Annotated in this window: 12 protein-coding genes and 2 riboswitches; of the genes, 9 read left to right on the top strand and 3 right to left on the bottom strand. The window is 60.5% G+C overall.

The window, feature by feature from the left end; all coding sequences use genetic code 11:
* Positions 1–31: 31 nt before the first annotated feature.
* Together FHX76_RS00815 and FHX76_RS00820 are read right to left on the bottom strand one after the other, a co-directional pair.
* Complete coding sequence (locus FHX76_RS00815) at positions 32–976, bottom strand: nitrilase family protein (protein WP_208402395.1); 945 nt, start codon at positions 974–976, stop codon at positions 32–34.
* A gap of 33 nt (positions 977–1009) precedes the next feature.
* Positions 1010–1558, bottom strand: a complete 549-nt coding sequence (locus FHX76_RS00820) for a helix-turn-helix domain-containing protein (protein ID WP_208402508.1) — start codon at positions 1556–1558, stop codon at positions 1010–1012.
* A 249-nt stretch (positions 1559–1807) separates the two neighbouring features.
* Here FHX76_RS00820 and FHX76_RS00825 point away from each other — a divergent pair, with 249 nt between their 5' ends.
* A complete protein-coding gene (locus tag FHX76_RS00825) occupies positions 1808–3538 on the top strand; it encodes an AMP-binding protein (RefSeq protein ID WP_167146642.1) in 1731 nt (576 codons plus the stop codon).
* A 248-nt stretch (positions 3539–3786) separates the two neighbouring features.
* Entirely contained in the window at positions 3787–4365 is a 579-nt protein-coding gene (locus FHX76_RS00830) for a hypothetical protein (RefSeq protein WP_167146645.1), read from the top strand.
* Here the strand turns inward: FHX76_RS00830 and FHX76_RS00835 are convergent.
* Positions 4362–4859, bottom strand: a complete 498-nt coding sequence (locus FHX76_RS00835) for a pyrimidine dimer DNA glycosylase/endonuclease V (RefSeq protein WP_167146647.1) — start codon at positions 4857–4859, stop codon at positions 4362–4364. The genes FHX76_RS00830 and FHX76_RS00835 overlap by 4 nt on opposite strands.
* A 129-nt stretch (positions 4860–4988) precedes the next feature.
* Here FHX76_RS00835 and FHX76_RS00840 point away from each other — a divergent pair, with 129 nt between their 5' ends.
* From FHX76_RS00840 to FHX76_RS00870, 7 genes are all read left to right on the top strand, one after another.
* Positions 4989–6389: a DHA2 family efflux MFS transporter permease subunit gene (locus FHX76_RS00840; RefSeq protein ID WP_167146648.1), complete on the top strand. Its 1401-nt coding sequence runs from the start codon at positions 4989–4991 to the stop codon at positions 6387–6389.
* An 80-nt stretch (positions 6390–6469) separates the two neighbouring features.
* A riboswitch (glycine riboswitch) is annotated at positions 6470–6561 on the top strand.
* A gap of 1 nt (position 6562) precedes the next feature.
* Positions 6563–6664: riboswitch (glycine riboswitch) on the top strand.
* 73 nt (positions 6665–6737) lie between these two features.
* Positions 6738–7859 (top strand): glycine cleavage system aminomethyltransferase GcvT, encoded by a 1122-nt coding sequence (gene gcvT, locus FHX76_RS00845; protein ID WP_167146651.1) that lies wholly within the window; start codon positions 6738–6740, stop codon positions 7857–7859.
* A 1-nt stretch (position 7860) separates the two neighbouring features.
* Positions 7861–8235 carry a glycine cleavage system protein GcvH gene (gcvH, locus tag FHX76_RS00850; RefSeq protein WP_167146654.1) on the top strand — a complete coding sequence of 125 codons (375 nt, stop codon included), beginning with the start codon at positions 7861–7863 and terminating at the stop codon, positions 8233–8235.
* 14 nt (positions 8236–8249) lie between these two features.
* Positions 8250–11156: an aminomethyl-transferring glycine dehydrogenase gene (gene gcvP, locus FHX76_RS00855; RefSeq protein WP_167146657.1), complete on the top strand. Its 2907-nt coding sequence runs from the start codon at positions 8250–8252 to the stop codon at positions 11154–11156.
* 192 nt (positions 11157–11348) lie between these two features.
* Positions 11349–12380 carry a substrate-binding domain-containing protein gene (locus FHX76_RS00860; protein ID WP_167146659.1) on the top strand — a complete coding sequence of 344 codons (1032 nt, stop codon included), beginning with the start codon at positions 11349–11351 and terminating at the stop codon, positions 12378–12380.
* A gap of 332 nt (positions 12381–12712) precedes the next feature.
* Positions 12713–14698: a glycoside hydrolase family 127 protein gene (locus tag FHX76_RS00865; protein WP_167146662.1), complete on the top strand. Its 1986-nt coding sequence runs from the start codon at positions 12713–12715 to the stop codon at positions 14696–14698.
* Positions 14699–14773: 75 nt separating this feature from the next.
* On the top strand, positions 14774–16471 hold the full coding sequence (locus FHX76_RS00870) for an ABC transporter substrate-binding protein (protein ID WP_167146666.1): 1698 nt from the start codon (positions 14774–14776) through the stop codon (positions 16469–16471).
* Positions 16472–16475: the final 4 nt, after the last annotated feature.

A 16475-nucleotide genomic window follows, 5' to 3' on the forward strand; every position in this document is an offset into this window, starting at 1 on the left:
GCGCGCGGCCCGCTCATACGGCTAACTGTGGTCAGTACAGATCCGTGCGCCGGTCGGCGTGCACATCGTTGTGCGGACTAATTGCCTTCGATCGCGCATCAGCAATCGGTAGTGTTGCGAGTTGAATTGACTCGATTCCCAGCTGGATGCGTGTGGCCGGGAACCCGTCGGCATCAAGCACGACGCTGCCTCCAACCCAGTCGACACCCCGTTCGGTACCAACACGATCGGCAACGGCGAGGAACATTCGGTTGGTGCTCGCGGCGGCCTGGGCCCGAATGATCTCGGCGGGGCGCTCACCTTCTGGGCGAGGGAAGAGTGGCCAGTTCACGGGGCAGCATAGGATGTCCGCGCCGGCGAGTGCGGTGTGACGCACCCATTCCGGAAACTCGAGGTCGTAGCAAATCATCGCGCCGATTCGCCCAAATTGGGTGTCCACGACGGGAGGCAAGCCATCACCGGCGGTGAAGAGCCGGTCCTTTTCTGTGTTCCACAGGTGTGCTTTGCGATAGACGGCTCTGACCCCGGTTGGATCGATGATGGCGGCAGAGTTGAAGACGCGCGGCGTTGGTGCTTCGGGGGCGCTTGTTGACGGTGCGTTAGGAGCGTTGGGGTTCTCACTCTCAGCAAAGCCCGCAACGATGACAAGGTTAAGCTCTGCAGCGAGCCTTGCCCATTCGGTGATGGTTGGGCCGTCGAGCTGCTCAGCAAGCGAAACGAGTTCCGCGTGGTTGGCAAACACGTAGCCCGTATTTGCGAGCTCTGGGAGTACCACGATGTTGGCACCCTTTGCCGCGGCATCACGAATAGCTTCGCGCGCCCTGCCTCGATTCTGCGGAGGGTTTTCAACGGAAATGGCCAGCTGGCACACGGCCACGGAATAGTCGGTGGGGATGGATTCGCTTGGCAACGTCGCGTGCTCCTCGGCGTGCGTGGGTGTGCCGCCGCCAACTGGCAACGGATTACCAGTATGCAACAAAAGATTCGCGCTGGAAAACCTAGTGGGGGATTAGGATGACCCGCTCCAGGCGGCGGGCGCGATCGTCCACATGACTTCGGCAACAGTGTCGCCAGGGTTTGACCAGTTGTGGGGTTCCTGGCCAGAAAATGTCACCGTGTCGCCAGCCTGCAGCGCAATGTCTTCTCCAGTGAGATGCAGCACAACAGAGCCGCTGAGCACGTGCAGCACTTCAACATCGCAGTTGATGGTGTACATCTCAGCCCCACCCGTTGCGCCTGCCTCGAGACGGGAACGAAGCACCTGGACCCGTGCCTCGCTGCGTGGGGTGAGCATCCGTTCGTCGGCCCCAGTGCCTCCCATGTTGATGCGTGGCGCGGCGTCGAGGGTTATGACCTCGTGCACCGGCGCGTCAAAGAGTGAGCCGATGGGGAGCGACAGCACCTGGCACAGCGTTACCAGCGTCGCAACGCTCGGAGAGGTTGCGTCGCGCTCGACCCTGCTGATGAACCCCTTGGTGAGCCCAGTTGCCTCGGCAACCTGGTCGATAGTGAGGCCCTGCGCTCGCCTGGTGGAACGCAGACGCGCGCCGATGAGCATTGGTTGCGCAGAGGGTGCCGGATGTACTGGCCGCACGCAAGCCTCCTGATAGGGGTGAACATATTGGGGGTGAAGCTGGTGAGATAACGATCCGCAGCGAAAGACGCCGGGGTCGCAAACAGGTTAATCCTAGTTTGCCGCGGCGCGTGCCAGGTTCGGACTGTTCCTCCTGCTACGTTGAAGTTCTGTCGTGTTCACGGACCGCTCATCGGTGAGAGGCCGTGGCAGATACGGAATAGAGGAACCCATATGAGCGAATCACCAGCAACCGCAGCCTTCCGCGAGGCACGGGATGGCCTGCTGCAGAACCGAACCGACTATGAGGCGGCCGTCTCTTCGTTTCAGTGGCCAGATGTTGGCCCGTCGTTCAACTGGGCCACGGACTGGTTCGACGCCATTGCACGGGGTAACCGCAACACTGCGCTCTGGATTGCAGAGGAAGACGGCAGCGAACTGAAAGTTTCGTACGAGGAGATGTCCCGTCGTTCCGACCAGGTCGCCAACTGGCTCAGGGAACACGGCGTGCAGCGCGGGGACCACGTGCTGCTGATGCTTGGGAATCAGGTTGAGCTCTGGGAATTGATGCTTGCCATCATCAAGCTCGGTGCCGTGATCATGCCAACCACAACGGTCCTTGGGGCGAACGAGCTTGTCGATCGAATCGTGAGGGGCGGGGTCGCCCACGTCATCGCAAACAGCGTGGACACGCCAAAATTTGCTGATATTTCGGGCAACTTTGGTCGGATCAGCGTTGGAGGGCCAGACGAAGGCTGGCTCGACTACTCAGCATCCGCTGGCGCCTCCGATGCGCGGCCAGCTGATGGCCGCTTTTGCGAAACGCTCACGGAAGACCCGCTGCTTATCTACTTCACCTCAGGCACAACGAGTAAGCCGAAGATGGTGGTGCACAGCCAGGTCTCGTATCCCGTTGGACACCTCGCGACCATGTACTGGCTTGGCGTGCGGCCAGGCGACGTGCACCTTGCGATTAGTTCGCCCGGCTGGGGAAAGCACGCGTGGAGCTGTTTCTTTGCGCCGTGGAACGCAGAGGCAACGGTCTTTGTGTATAACTACAGCAAGTTTAATTCGTCACAGCTTGATGCCGAGCTGATCCGGGCCGGAGTTACCACCTTCTGCGCCCCACCAACGGTCTGGCGGATGCTCATTCAGATGCAGGAGACCAGAGGCCCTGGCCAGCTTCGCGAGCTGCTCTCAGCGGGGGAGCCCCTCAACCCAGAGGTCATCTCGCAGATTCAGCGACTGTGGGGGTTGCCCATCCGCGACGGGTACGGCCAGACCGAAACCACCGCGCTGATCGCGAATACTCCTGGCTCGCCGATGAAGGCCGGTTCGATGGGGAGGCCGCTTCCTGGCAACCGCGTTGTGTTGCTCGATACGGTGACGGGACAACCAGCTCCTGACGGTCCGGTCGAGGAGGCCGAGATCTGCCTCGACCTGTCAGAAGAACCCCTGAATCTCATGACGGGATACCTCGCCGACCCCGAACGTGAGGCCGCCGCCAGGGCTGGTGGATACTTCCACACTGGTGACGTTGCGAGTCGCGATGCCGATGGGCTTATCAGCTATATCGGACGAACCGATGACGTCTTCAAATCGTCAGACTTCAAGGTGTCGCCGTTCGAGGTTGAGTCGATCCTCATCGAGCATCCAGCGGTTGCCGAGGCAGCCGTAGTTCCCGCTCCGGATGCCGTTCGTCAGTCCATCCCGAAGGCCTACATAGTGCTGACAGACGGCTGGCAGCCAACGGAGGAGACCGCCTTTGCCGTGTTGAAGCACTGCAGGGAAAACCTGCCCCCGTACATGCGCATCCGACGCGTTGAGTTTGCGGAGCTGCCAAAAACGATCTCTGGCAAAATCCGCCGCGTCGAACTGCGCCAGTACGAAATTGATGCCGTTGCCGTTGGGGTCCCTCGCTCCGGCGAGTGGCGCGAAGAACACTTCCCTCACCTCAAGGCCTAGCAACACCTGCCCATCGCCGGTCTGTCCTGCATCCAGTGCCCTCAAATTGACTCAAGAATCTGTTTTTAGGTCGATTTGAGGGCACTGGATGCGGGATCGGTGGGGTAGGCACGGATGACCCTTGGCAAAGAAGGGGCACCCTCAGGCGCCTGGTGATCACCTCAGAGTCCGCGGCGGTTGGCGAGTCGGTGTCTTCCATTCGCCTAGACTGGTAGCGCTATTGAGTAATCGAAGGGGTAGTCCGCAGTATGAAAAGCAATCGCGAACAACTGATTCCGTGGATCGTGGTTTCGGCCATTGCGGTTGTTGCCATCATCATTGCGCTGGTCTTTGTCAGTAGCATCAACGCCACAAGCAACGACGCCGGTGAACAAACAAACGACGCGACACCGTCGACGTCAAAGCCGGTGCAGGGCAACACCAAACCGAGCACAGCATCCACCCCGACGCCGTCGGAGACGGACGAACCGGATACCGGAGAGATCCCTGTTGTTGACCCAGGTGCCACGAGCGAACTTGGGTTTGCCGGCTGGAACGTGACGGGACAGCTTTCCACCAAGCTGGGCGCAACATCCTTCACGGTCAACGGCGACGTCATGAACCTCGACAGCGAGCTGCCGAGGACACTTCCTGCTTCGTGCGCAACTGCGCAGAGCGGATGGGGCATCAGCCGGTCTGAGAGCAAAACGGCTACGAACACGATGAAGGTCGGCGACGCTTATTTTGGCGTTGTGAAGCCCGCCGAATCCTGCTCTGAGAATAAGGCCCTCTTCAACGAAATCTGGGGCCTCTACGGCGCATACCTTAAGTCGCTCAAGGCGAGCTAGTCGGTTTGGTCTGAGCCGTTTGGCAGAACTTCCCACGGCACAACTTCCCACGGCACAACTTCCCACGGCTCAATGTCGCCGGGAATAACGTGAAAGATTGCCGCCTCCATCGGGAGCGTGTGCTCGCCGTGAACGTCACGCAACCTCGCTGCCCGCTCGGGATCCCGCGAATCGAGCTTGCTGAGTAGCCAGCCAAACTCGTAGCGAAGCTGTCCCTCGGTGACCGGAAGAGCGATGCTCGCGTCGGCTGGGACTCGCACGAGCGAGCGGTCGAAGTTGTAGCCGCGGGCATCTGCCTCGTCGGCGAGGAGATGGAGATAGGTGGCGATTGCGGATTCCGGATGTGATGCCGCCCGGAACCGGATGAGCTGCGGATGCGCCGTGTATCCCTTGGTCAGGCCAGCGAGTGCCTTTTGGGCGAGGAGTGTCTCGCGCCAACAGGCAACGAGTCCTTTGCTGTCGAGGTATGAGGGGTCGAGGCTCCAGATGCGCATTGGCCTAGCCTAGCGCCGCTGCGCTGGATGGCCGCTCTCGTTGAGACGCTCCGTCGGACCCAGGCCCGGATCTCTTTCCCCATCCCTGTCCGCCCGCGGAATGTCGGAGGCCAGGAGTACCATAAGCCCATGAGTCAGCGTCCTGCCGCGGTTCCCAACGAGCCGCTCACCGTTACCGAACGGCGAGTGCTCGCGCTTGCTGTGCTTGCCTCATTTGTTGCGTTTCTCGACGGCTCTGTTGTCAACGTGGCGCTTCCCGCCATCAGCGCCGATGTTGGGGGAGGGCTCGCACTGCAGCAGTGGGTCATCGACGCCTACCTCATTACGCTTGGTTCCCTCATTCTTGTTGCAGGTTCGGTCAGTGACGTGTTTGGCCGTATGCGGGTCGTTCGCGTTGGTCTCTTTGGCTTTGCCCTCACCTCTGTTGCGATCGGCCTCGCGCCAACCGCCGAATTACTTGTCATTATGCGTGGGCTTCAGGGCGTGGCCGGCGCACTGCTCGTGCCAAGCTCGCTTGCCCTCATTACCTCAACATTCCGCAGCGAAAAACAGGGAAGGGCCATCGGGCTGTGGACCGCCCTCACGAGTGTCGCCATGCTGATCGGCCCACTCGTTGGGGGCGTGTTTGTTGATGCCGGTTGGTGGCGAGGCATCTTCTACCTCAACGTCATTCCAGTGGCGATTGCCCTCGTTATTTCATTCCGCATCGGGCAGAAAGACGTGCGGCTCGCAAACGTCACGGTTGATTATCTTGGGGCTGTGCTCTGCGTGATCGGGCTCGGCGGCGTGGTATTTGCGCTCATCGAGGCCCCTCGGCTTGGCTCGGATTCCCCGCTCATCATTTGGCCGGCGGTCGTTGGGGTTCTTGCCCTCATCGGGTTCTTGGCGCGACAGGCAACGGCACGTCACCCGCTCATGCCGCTCTCGCTGTTTAGAGTCCGCAATTTTGGCTGGGGCAACATCGCAACAACGTTTATTTATGCTGCGCTGAGTCTCAACGGCCTCGTTGTTGTTGTGTATCTTCAGCAAGTGGCCGGTCTCAGCGCGACGGCGTCGGGGTTCACCATGATTCCGCTCACGATCATCATGATTCTGCTGAGTCCACGAGTCGGCCGCCTGGCCGGCCGATGGGGGCCGCGGCCATTCATGACGGTTGGGCCCATCCTTGCCGGCATCGGTATGCTGCTGATGCTCAGCATCACGCCCGACTTTAACTATTGGACTCAGCTGCTGCCAGGCATCCTTGTCTTTGGTGTCGGGCTGGCGATCACCGTTTCACCCCTCACCACCGCAATTCTTGGCTCGATCGAGCCGGCGCGGTCGGGCATCGCCTCCGCTGTAAATAACGCCATCTCCCGCATTGCTGGGCTCCTTGCCATCGCGCTTATTGGCGTGATCATGGGTGGCGCCATTTCGCTCGACGGCCTGCAACGGACACTGCTTGTCTGTGCAGGACTGCTGGTACTGGGCGGAGTCGTGTCGTGGATCGGCATCCGGCGTACGGCAGTGGTGGCCGTTCCCGATCACTAAGGGGCCAATCTTGGCTCGCTGAGTGCCCCACGTCGGCCGCGTTATGGGTATGCTTGACGAATAACCTCATACTGGGCCGCAAACACGATGCGGGAGAGCCGTTACACCAAGACGGCACCGAAGGAGCAAGCCTCCCCGCCAATCTCTCAGGTAGTTGTACCGCATCGGACTGGCCACTCTGAAAAGTAGGACGTCGCCCCTCGGGCGCCGGTTCCTCGCCCACGGTGAAAGCAGGCAACCGCCCGCGAAGCTCTCAGGCTTATGACAGAGGGGGAGTTCTCGCAGGCGTTATCGTGCTGATTCAGTACGTGCGCCGTCACCGCTGACCGTTGCCACAGGAGAACTACCGTGTCTGACCGTTTGAGCCCACTGCACCGCATCCACGTGAATGCCGGAGCCACCTTTACCGATTTTGCCGGCTGGCAGATGCCAGTCCGCTACACCAGCGACCTCGCTGAACACCACGCGGTTCGCACTGCGGCTGGTTTATTTGATATCTCGCACATGGCAGAGATCACGGTTGACGGACCAGACGCGGCCGCCTTTCTTGACTACGCCCTCTGCGGCAAGATTTCTGCTGTCAAGAATGGGCAAGCAAAATACTCGCTGTTGCTCACCGAAGCTGGAACGGTAATCGACGACCTCATCGTGTACCGGCGAGGGGACGAAGCGTTCTTCGTTGTGGCCAACGCGGGAAACCGATTTGCGGCGGCAGAGGCGCTTGCCGAGCGCGCCACAAACTTTGATAACGTCACGGTCACCGATCGGAGCGACGAGTTCGCCCTGATCGCGGTGCAGGGGCCAAAGGCGATTGAAGTCCTGCAATCGACCGTCGACCTGCGAGCCGATAGCCCGCTTGAACCGCTCAAGTACTACTGGTCAGTTGAGGGCTGGTTTGGCGATAACGAGCTGCTGATCGGCCGCACCGGATACACGGGCGAAGACGGATTTGAACTGTACATCCGGGCATCGGCGGCCGCAGACCTGTGGACCGCCCTGATGGATGCCGGCGCCGAGTTTGGCCTGGTTCCCGCTGGTCTTGCCTGCCGCGATACCCTGCGCCTTGAGGCAGGCATGCCGCTGTACGGCCACGAACTGTCCCTCGATATTTACCCGGCCCAGGCCGGACTCGGCCGCGTTGTTGCGCTGTCGAAGGAGGGCGACTTCGTTGGCCGCGCCGCAACGGAGGCGGGCATCCCTGAGGGATCCCGGGTGCTTGTTGGCCTGTCGGCCGACGGAAAGCGCGCTGCCCGCGCCGACTATGAGATCTTCGCAACTCCGGAGGCCGAAGAGCCTGCCGGAATCGTGACGAGCGGATGCCTCTCGCCAACGCTCGGCCACCCCATCGCACTTGCCTACGTTGACCCGTCACTCGCCGAGATCGGCACCGAAGTGAGCGTCGACATCCGTGGCAAGCGACTCACCTTTGCTGTCACCAAACTCCCGTTCTACACAAGAGAGAAGAAATAACATGGCTGTTCCAGAGAACCTCAAGTACACGTCGGAGCACGAGTGGCTTCTGATCGACGGTGACACCGCAACCGTTGGAATCACCAACTACGCGGCCGACCAGCTCGGCGATGTTGTCTTTGTTGAGCTGCCGGAGGCAGACACCCCTATCGAGGGCGGCGTTGTCATCGGCGAGATCGAGTCGACCAAATCGGTTGGTGAGCTCATCGCCCCGGCAAACGGTACCGTCATTGAGTCGAACCAGGCGGTTGTTGATTCGCCCGAGCTTGTGAACTCAGATCCATTCGGTGAGGGATGGCTTGTCAAGGTGCGCCTCGACGCAACCCCAGACAACCTCATCGACGCAGCTGCATACGACGCGCTCGTAGCCGAATAGGGGATAACTACCAGATGAGGGAAGCATTTTCGACGCGCCACATTGGCACCGATAGCGAGGCGCAGCGCGTCATGCTTGAGGCCGTCGGCTACGAGACGGTTGACGCGATGGTGCAGGCGGCCGTTCCTGACAGCATCCACATTGAGCAATTCCGCAACGAGGGTGACAGCGTGCTGCCTGAGCCCGCGACCGAACGCGAGGCGATTGCCGAGCTACGTGAACTCGCGGAGAAGAACACGGTTCGCCGCTCGATGATTGGTCTTGGGTACTACGACACCATCACGCCTGCCGTGATTAAGCGCAACGTGCTCGAGAACCCGAGTTGGTACACGGCGTACACGCCCTACCAGCCCGAGATTTCGCAGGGCAGGCTTGAGGCCCTCATCAACTTCCAGACGATGGTGACTGACCTCACCGGGCTCGACTTGGCCAACGCCTCGATGCTCGACGAGTCGACCGCCGTCGTTGAGGCTATGTTGTTGGCTCGCCGTGCATCCAAGTCAAAGAACCCCACGTTCATCGTTGACGAGGATGCCCTTCCGCAGACCAAAGCGTTGCTGGCTTCCCGTGCCGAGCCGCTTGGTATCGAACTCGTGACGCTTCCCCTCTCCGCGCTTGCTGATGCCGGTGACCTGGCGAGCCTTCCCGAAGCGTTTGGCGTATTTGTGCAGTATCCGTCGGCAAACGGTCGCATCTGGGACCCGTCTGCGGTCATCGCAGCCGTCAAAGAGCACGCAGGCGTGGCCGTTGTTGCTGCAGACCTACTTGCCCTGACGCTCATCGCGTCACCCGGCGAGCTTGGCGCTGACGTTGCGGTTGGCACGAGCCAGCGCTTCGGCGTCCCACTCGGGTTTGGCGGACCGCACGCCGGCTACATGGCCGTTCGTAAGGGCCTTGAACGTCAGATGCCTGGCCGTCTGGTTGGCGTGAGCGTGGATGCAGACGGCAACCCCGCCTACCGCCTCAGCCTGCAGGCCCGCGAGCAGCACATTCGCCGCGAGAAAGCCACCTCAAACATCTGCACCGCTCAGGTGCTGCTGGCCGTGATGGCCTCGATGTACGCGGTGTATCACGGACCAAACGGGATCACCGCGATTGCCCGCGACGTCGCAGCCCATGCAACTGCTCTTGCCGAGCTCCTGCGTGAAGACGGCGTTGAGGTGGTGCACGAGCACTTCTTTGACACGCTAGAACTCCGGGTGGCCGGTCGTGCAATCGAGATCGTTGAGCTTGCGCACGAGTTAGGCCTCAACCTCTGGGCCGTTGACGAAAACACCGTGTTTGTCTCGGTTGACGAGACGACGACCGCTGCAGACTTGCAGACCGTCGTTGTGGCATGTGGTGGCGCGGCCGAGCGGGATGTTTCCGTGACCGAGTCTGAGTCGTTGCTTGCCTCACTGAAGCGCACCTCAGAATTCCTCACGCACGAGGTTTTCAATAGCCATCACTCCGAGACGGCGATGATGCGCTACCTCAAGCAGCTCGCTGACAAGGATTACGCGCTTGACCGCGGCATGATCCCCTTGGGCTCGTGCACCATGAAGCTCAACGCGGCTACCGAGATGGAAGCCGTGAGCTGGCCTGAGTTTGCTGGTTTGCACCCGTTTGCACCCGAGTCGGATGTTGAGGGTTCGCTTGAACTCGTCACCCAGCTTGAGCGTTGGCTGACCGATGTGACCGGCTACGACACCGTCTCGCTCCAGCCAAACGCTGGCAGCCAGGGCGAACTCGCGGGTCTCCTCGCGATTCGCGGTTACCACCGCGCGAACGGTGACCTCGACCGAACGGTGTGCCTGATCCCGTCGAGCGCCCACGGCACCAACGCTGCCTCGGCCGTGCTCGCTGGCATGTCGGTTGTCGTTGTGGCGTGTGACGACCTCGGAAATGTTGACCTCGCCGACCTGCACGCCAAGATTGAGGCCAACGCTGAGAAGCTTGCGGCGATCATGATGACGTACCCGTCAACGCACGGCGTATACGAGCAAGAAGTCACCGCGATCACCGAGGCTGTTCATGCCGCCGGAGGCCAGGTATACGTTGACGGCGCAAACCTGAACGCGCTGCTTGGCTACGCTCGATTTGGTGACTTTGGCGGCGATGTTTCGCACCTCAACCTGCACAAGACGTTCTGCATTCCGCACGGTGGTGGTGGCCCCGGCGTTGGTCCTGTCGCGGCGAAGGCGCACCTTGCTCCGTTCTTGCCAGGGCATCCGCTTGCTCAGCGCACGCTGCACGCGGCTCGGCTTGCCGACGGCGAGCAGGGCCACATCGAGCACGGAGGCGGGCCCGTTTCGGCAGCTCCGTACGGAAGCCCGAGCATCCTGCCAATTTCGTGGGCTTACGTGCGCATGATGGGTGAGCAGGGTCTTGCCAAAGCGACCGGCGCAGCTGTGCTCGCGGCGAACTACATCGCTGCCAAGCTCAAGGATCACTACCCGGTGCTGTACGCGGGGGAGTCTGGTCTGGTTGCGCACGAGTGCATCCTCGATTTGCGTCCGCTGAAGGAGGCGACCGGCATCTCCGTAGATGACGTGGCAAAGCGTCTCGTTGACTACGGCTTCCACGCGCCGACCATGTCGTTCCCCGTCGCGGGTACCCTCATGGTTGAGCCAACTGAGAGCGAAGATCTGCACGAGCTTGACCGCTTCATCGCTGCGATGATTGCAATCAAGGCAGAAGCCGACGCCGTTGCCGCTGGGGAGTTCCCCGCCGACGACAACCCACTGGTTGGGGCGCCACACACTGCGCATTCGCTCATCGCCGGCGAGTGGGAGCACGCCTACTCGCGCGAGCAGGCTGCCTACCCGGTTCCTTCGGTGGTTCGCAACAAGTATTGGCCCTCTGTTCGTCGCATCGATCAGGCATATGGCGACCGAAATCTGGTCTGCTCCTGCCCGCCGCCTGAGGCTTTTGCTTCGTAACGCATGACCGAAGTGGTCGAGACAGCACTGCTGTCTCGGCCACTTTTTTGTGTTGTCACGACCGTGCGGGCGCTCAACGACACGCGGAGTGCGCTTAATCTCCCTCACCGCCGCTCAAGGAAACGGCATACTTATCTATGCGTCCACAATGAAGGTGACGCGTTTCGAGAATAAGCGTTGGGGTGAGTTCGGGTGAAAGAGCAGGGGCAATCGGCCCGCAGGGGGCCGAGCATTCGTGACGTCGCCGCGCGCGCCCGTGTCTCACACCAAACGGTTTCTCGGGTGCTCAACGATTTTGACGGCATCCGCCCTCAGACAAAAGAACGTGTCATGGCGGCGATGACGGAGCTTGGCTATCGGCGGAATCAGGCGGCCCGCGCGCTCGTGACGAACCGCTCGGGCGCCCTCGGGTTGCTTTCGACCGAGGGTCACGAATACGGGCCAATTTCGAGTACCCAGGCGATCGAGCGTGCCGCACGTGATCGCGGTTTTGTGGTGAATCAGACAACGGTCGACTCCACTGACCCCGCTTCAATTCGGGCTGGTGTTGAGCATTTGCGCATGCACGGTGTTGAGGGATTGCTCATTGTTGCTCCCCAACGGCACGTGGTTGAACACGTACGAAGCCTAGCGATGGAGATCCCGTTTGTGGTCTTACAAGCGGTTGTTACCCCAGAACCTCAGGATGGCGTGCTCTCGCTCTACGTTGATCAGGTCGCCGGCGCGCGGTTGGCCACGCGGCACCTGATCGAGCGAGGCCACACCAGGATCCTGCATTTGGCCGGACCGCAAGGCTGGGTTGATGCCGAAGCGCGCGTGAGCGGGTACCAGGAAGAGATGCGTGCCAACGGTCTTGAGCCCCTCGACACGCTGTGGGGGGATTGGTCAGCCGATCGTGGCTATTGGCTCGGTCGCGAACTTGCTCAGCGACAGTTGCAATTCAGCGCGATTTTTTCGGCGAACGACCAAATGGCCCTTGGCCTGCTGCATGCCTTTCACTCGCGAGGCCTGAGCACGCCCGCCGATGTGAGCATCGTTGGGTTTGACGATATCCCTGAGGCGCGGCATTTCTGGCCGCCCCTGACCAGTGTCCGTCAGGATTTCCGTGAGCTTGGCCGGCGCGCTATCGATGCGCTGCTTGGTTCGATCGCTGGGGACGAGTTGCGCCTTGAGCCGCTCGCGCCGCAGCTGGTCGTCCGCGAGTCAACGCGCGTGCTCGGCTGAGGCGTAGAACGTTCGAAGGCCCCCGCGATGTTTGCGCGTGTGCTGAGCTTCGCTGTGCGCGCGTTTGGCAGGAGAGATCGAGTTCTGCCGGTTCATGCAATGGTCAGTCGGCCAATCGATTTTGGTGATTCGTACAAGATTTGACGTAAAAATAAGGCTGTTGCACAGTCCAAGAATTCGCATATCCGATCACCTGCGCGCAAAGTTCCTTTTCGCACAATTGTTCGCATGTGAGCGGTCACATCCCCGAAACAATCTCGCAATGTGAACGGTCACATGGTGTGTCAAAATCAGCTATGCTATGTCACACGGTACTGAAGGAGCAGCACAGAATGTATGACAACGGAGTCACCACTACGAGCGCTACGACGCACGATGAGGCTGGCGAGTTTTCCCGACAATCCGCGGTTTCAAGCGAGGCTGGCCGGCTCAGGAGCATCCCGACCAGCGACGTCCGCATCACCGGGGGGCTCCTCGGAACGTGGCAGGACCGCAACCGCGACCAAACCATTCCGCACAGCATCACCGAGCTCCGCAACGCTGGAAACCTCAAGAACCTCGAGGCCGTAATCAACGGCGATATCGGCGAGTACCAAGGTCGCTACCCATTCCTTGACACCGATATTTACAAAACGCTTGAGGGCCTCGTGTATGTCCTGGCCAGCCAGAATCAGGCCGAGGCCATTGCAGAGGTGAGGGCGTTCTACGAAGAGGCAATTGGCGTACTCACACGGGTTCAGGCCGAAGATGGCTACCTCAATTCCTTCTACCAGCACCCAAAAGCACCAAAAGAACCATGGGCCGATCTCGCCTGGGGACACGAGCTGTACAACCTTGGCCACCTCATCCAGGCAGCAGTCGCGGCAAGCCGTCAGCTCAACGATGACAGGCTGCTCAGCCTTGCCACACGATTTGCTAACCTCGCATACGCCAAGTTTGGACCGGACGGCGCGCCGGAGGTCTGCGGGCACCCAGAAGTTGAAATGGCGCTTGTTGAGCTGTTCCGGCACACGGGGGAGCGCAACTACCTGACGCTTGCCAAACTGTTTGTCGACCGTAGAGGTCACGGCAGCATCACACTGAGCGTATTCCCCGCAGAGTATTTTCAAGACAATTTCCCACTTCGAGACCTGCCAAGTGTTACGGGCCACGCGGTACGCATGGGGTACCTCGCGGCCGGGGCCGCAGACGTGGCAATTGAGACGGGGGATGCCGATCTGCTTGCCCAGCTTGAGCGCCTGTGGGACGACATGGTCGCGACAAAGCTCTACATCACGGGCGGCCTCGGAAGCCGCCATTCAGACGAAGCCATCGGCGATCGTTATGAGTTGCCCTCCGAGCGTTCCTACAGCGAGACATGCGCAGCAATTAGCGTGATGCAGTGGGGCTGGCGGATGTTCCTTGCCACCGGCGAGGCGAAGTACGCCGACGTCTACGAGACGGTGCTCTACAACGGCTACGCGGCTGGTATCTCGGCCGACGGTATGGCCTTCTTCTACGACAACCCGCTGCAGCGCCGGCCTGATCACCTGCAGCGAAGTGGTGCAGAGGCAGAGGGAAGCTTGCTCCGACGCTCGTGGTTTGGCTGCCCCTGTTGCCCACCGAACATCATCAGGTGGAACGCCGAGCTCCAAGACTATGTGGCCGCGGCCGACAACAACACCGTTTATCTCGCCCAGTACGCGGATGCCACTATTCGCCATAACGGCTTGGGCCTCACCATGAGCACGAGCTATCCGTGGGACGAAACGGTACGAATCAGAATCAGCGAAGCCTCCGAGGACGAGACGGGTATCGCCCTTCGAGTTCCGTCATGGGCGCGCACGGCATCGGTCACCATCAACGGGGAACCGGTTGAGCAAGCTGACGCCAACGGCTGGCTGACGCTCAACCGTGTCTGGTCGGTTGGCGACACGGTTGAGCTCATACTTGCGATGCCGGTCCGCGCGCACGGGTCGCATCCCTACGTAGACGCCACCCGCGGGGCCATCAGCTTTGCGCGGGGCCCGCTCGTGTACTGCGCCGAGCAGCAAGATAACCAGGTTGCCATTGATGACCTCCTTGTCTCGCCGAGCGCGCTCAGCGAAGCAACCCTTGAGCATCGCGTCGTGACCTCTGACGCCCCGTACAACGCGGTTACGATTACGCTTCCTGCGCTTCAGGCCTCGGATGTCGGCCAGACGTTGTACCCAGAGTTGGGGAATGGTGTGCCCCCATCAACGCCACCATATCGGCCAGCCTCTGCATCGCTGATTCCCTACTACCTCTGGGGAAACCGCGAAGCAGAGGCCATGCGGGTGTGGTTGCGACAGCACTAACGAAACACAGCAACACCGAGTAGTACCACCACAACCACGACGACGGGGTCGTGGACCACTAAGAAGGAGAATGCAATGAAGAAACGATATTTAGGGGTTGCTCTGACCCTGACAGCCGCTCTTGCAATAACCGGCTGTAGCAACGGCGGCTCATCCTCGGGAGGCGGTGGCGGAGACATCAGCGCAACCCCCGAAATGGGCGGAACGCTGAACGTGTTGAAGGCGACGGAGTTCTCTCACCTCGACCCAGCACAGGGCTTCGACGGTGGCGTGAACAACTTCTACCGCCTGCTGTACCGCACGCTCACGACGCAGTCGACCGGTGAGGGATCGAAGGGAACCGAAATTGTTCCCGACCTCGCAACCGAGCTCGGCACGCCAAACGAGGATGCGACCGAGTGGACCTACACCCTCAAGGATGACATCTTCTTTGAGGATGGCACCCCCATCACGAGTGAGACCATCAAATACGGTGTTGAGCGCACATTTGACCCCAATGTTGCAACGGGATCTCCTTACGCACGCATCCTGCTTGAGGGCGTCGAGGACTACCAGGGACCAGAGATCTCTGGCGAACTCGCCTCGATCTCAACCCCGGACGACAAGACCATCACCTTCAAGCTGAACCAGCCCTTTGCCGACTTCGACAGCGTTGTTGGTCAAAACGTATTTGTGCCATTCCCTGCCGATGCCGGCATCACCGCAACAAGCCTCGACGAGATGCCGATCTCGTCCGGACCCTACAAGGTTGAGAAGTTTGACCGTGGCTCAAAGCTTGTGCTCGTGCGCAACGATAAGTGGGACCGCGACACCGACGACATCCGTGGCGCCTACCCTGACTCGTTTGTCTTCACGTTTGGCCTTGACGCCGCAACCATCGACGAACGCATGATCGCCGGTCAGGGCACCGACGTTGACGCCATCGGTGATTACCTGCTGTCGTCGAACATCTCGCGCATCCAGACTCCGGAAATCCAGGCACGTACGCTGTCTGGCCTCCAGGGTTGCACCACCTACATGGGGCTCAACACGACCAAGGAGGTCTTCAAGAACCCGCTGGTTCGCCAGGCCGTGAACTACGCCGTTGACAAGACCTCGGTTCAGACGAGCTCTGGTGGATCGCAGTTTGCCGAGATCGCGAACACAATGCTGCCTCCGACCGTTGCGGGACGCATGGACTTCAACCTCTTTGAGACCGAAGGCAACAACGGAGACCCCGAGAAGGCAAAGGAACTGCTTGCAGAAGCCGGCTACCCTGACGGAGTCGAGTTCACGGTTGACCTCATGTCTCGCCCGCTGCCACAGGCACAGGCAGAGTCGATGCAGCAGTCCCTTGCGAAGGCCGGCATCACGATGAACCTCAACGTGATTGAAGCTGCAAAGTACTACGAGACCATCGGAACCACGTCACAGCAGAGCGACGCGGCGATCACCGGATGGTGCCCAGACTGGCCAACCGGCGCGACGTTCCTGCCCCCACTGTTTGAAGGCACACAGATCTTCGAAAAGGGAAACAGCAACATTGCACAGCTCAACGACCCTGCCATCAACGCAAAGATCGAAGAGATCCGCGGAATGACCGATGTTGCCGAGGCGAATAAGGCCTGGGGCGAACTCGACAAGGAGATCATGGCGCTCGCTCCCGCGGTACCCATGATCTACCAGAAGGTTATCTACGTGGTTGGAAACAACGTTGCAGGCGCCTACCTGCACGACGGTTTCTCTGGCGGAATCGACTTTGTGTCGGTAGGCCTGCAGAGCGTCAAGAAGTAGCACT

This window comes from Lysinibacter cavernae (assembly GCF_011758565.1).
GTDB lineage: Bacteria > Actinomycetota > Actinomycetes > Actinomycetales > Microbacteriaceae > Lysinibacter > Lysinibacter cavernae.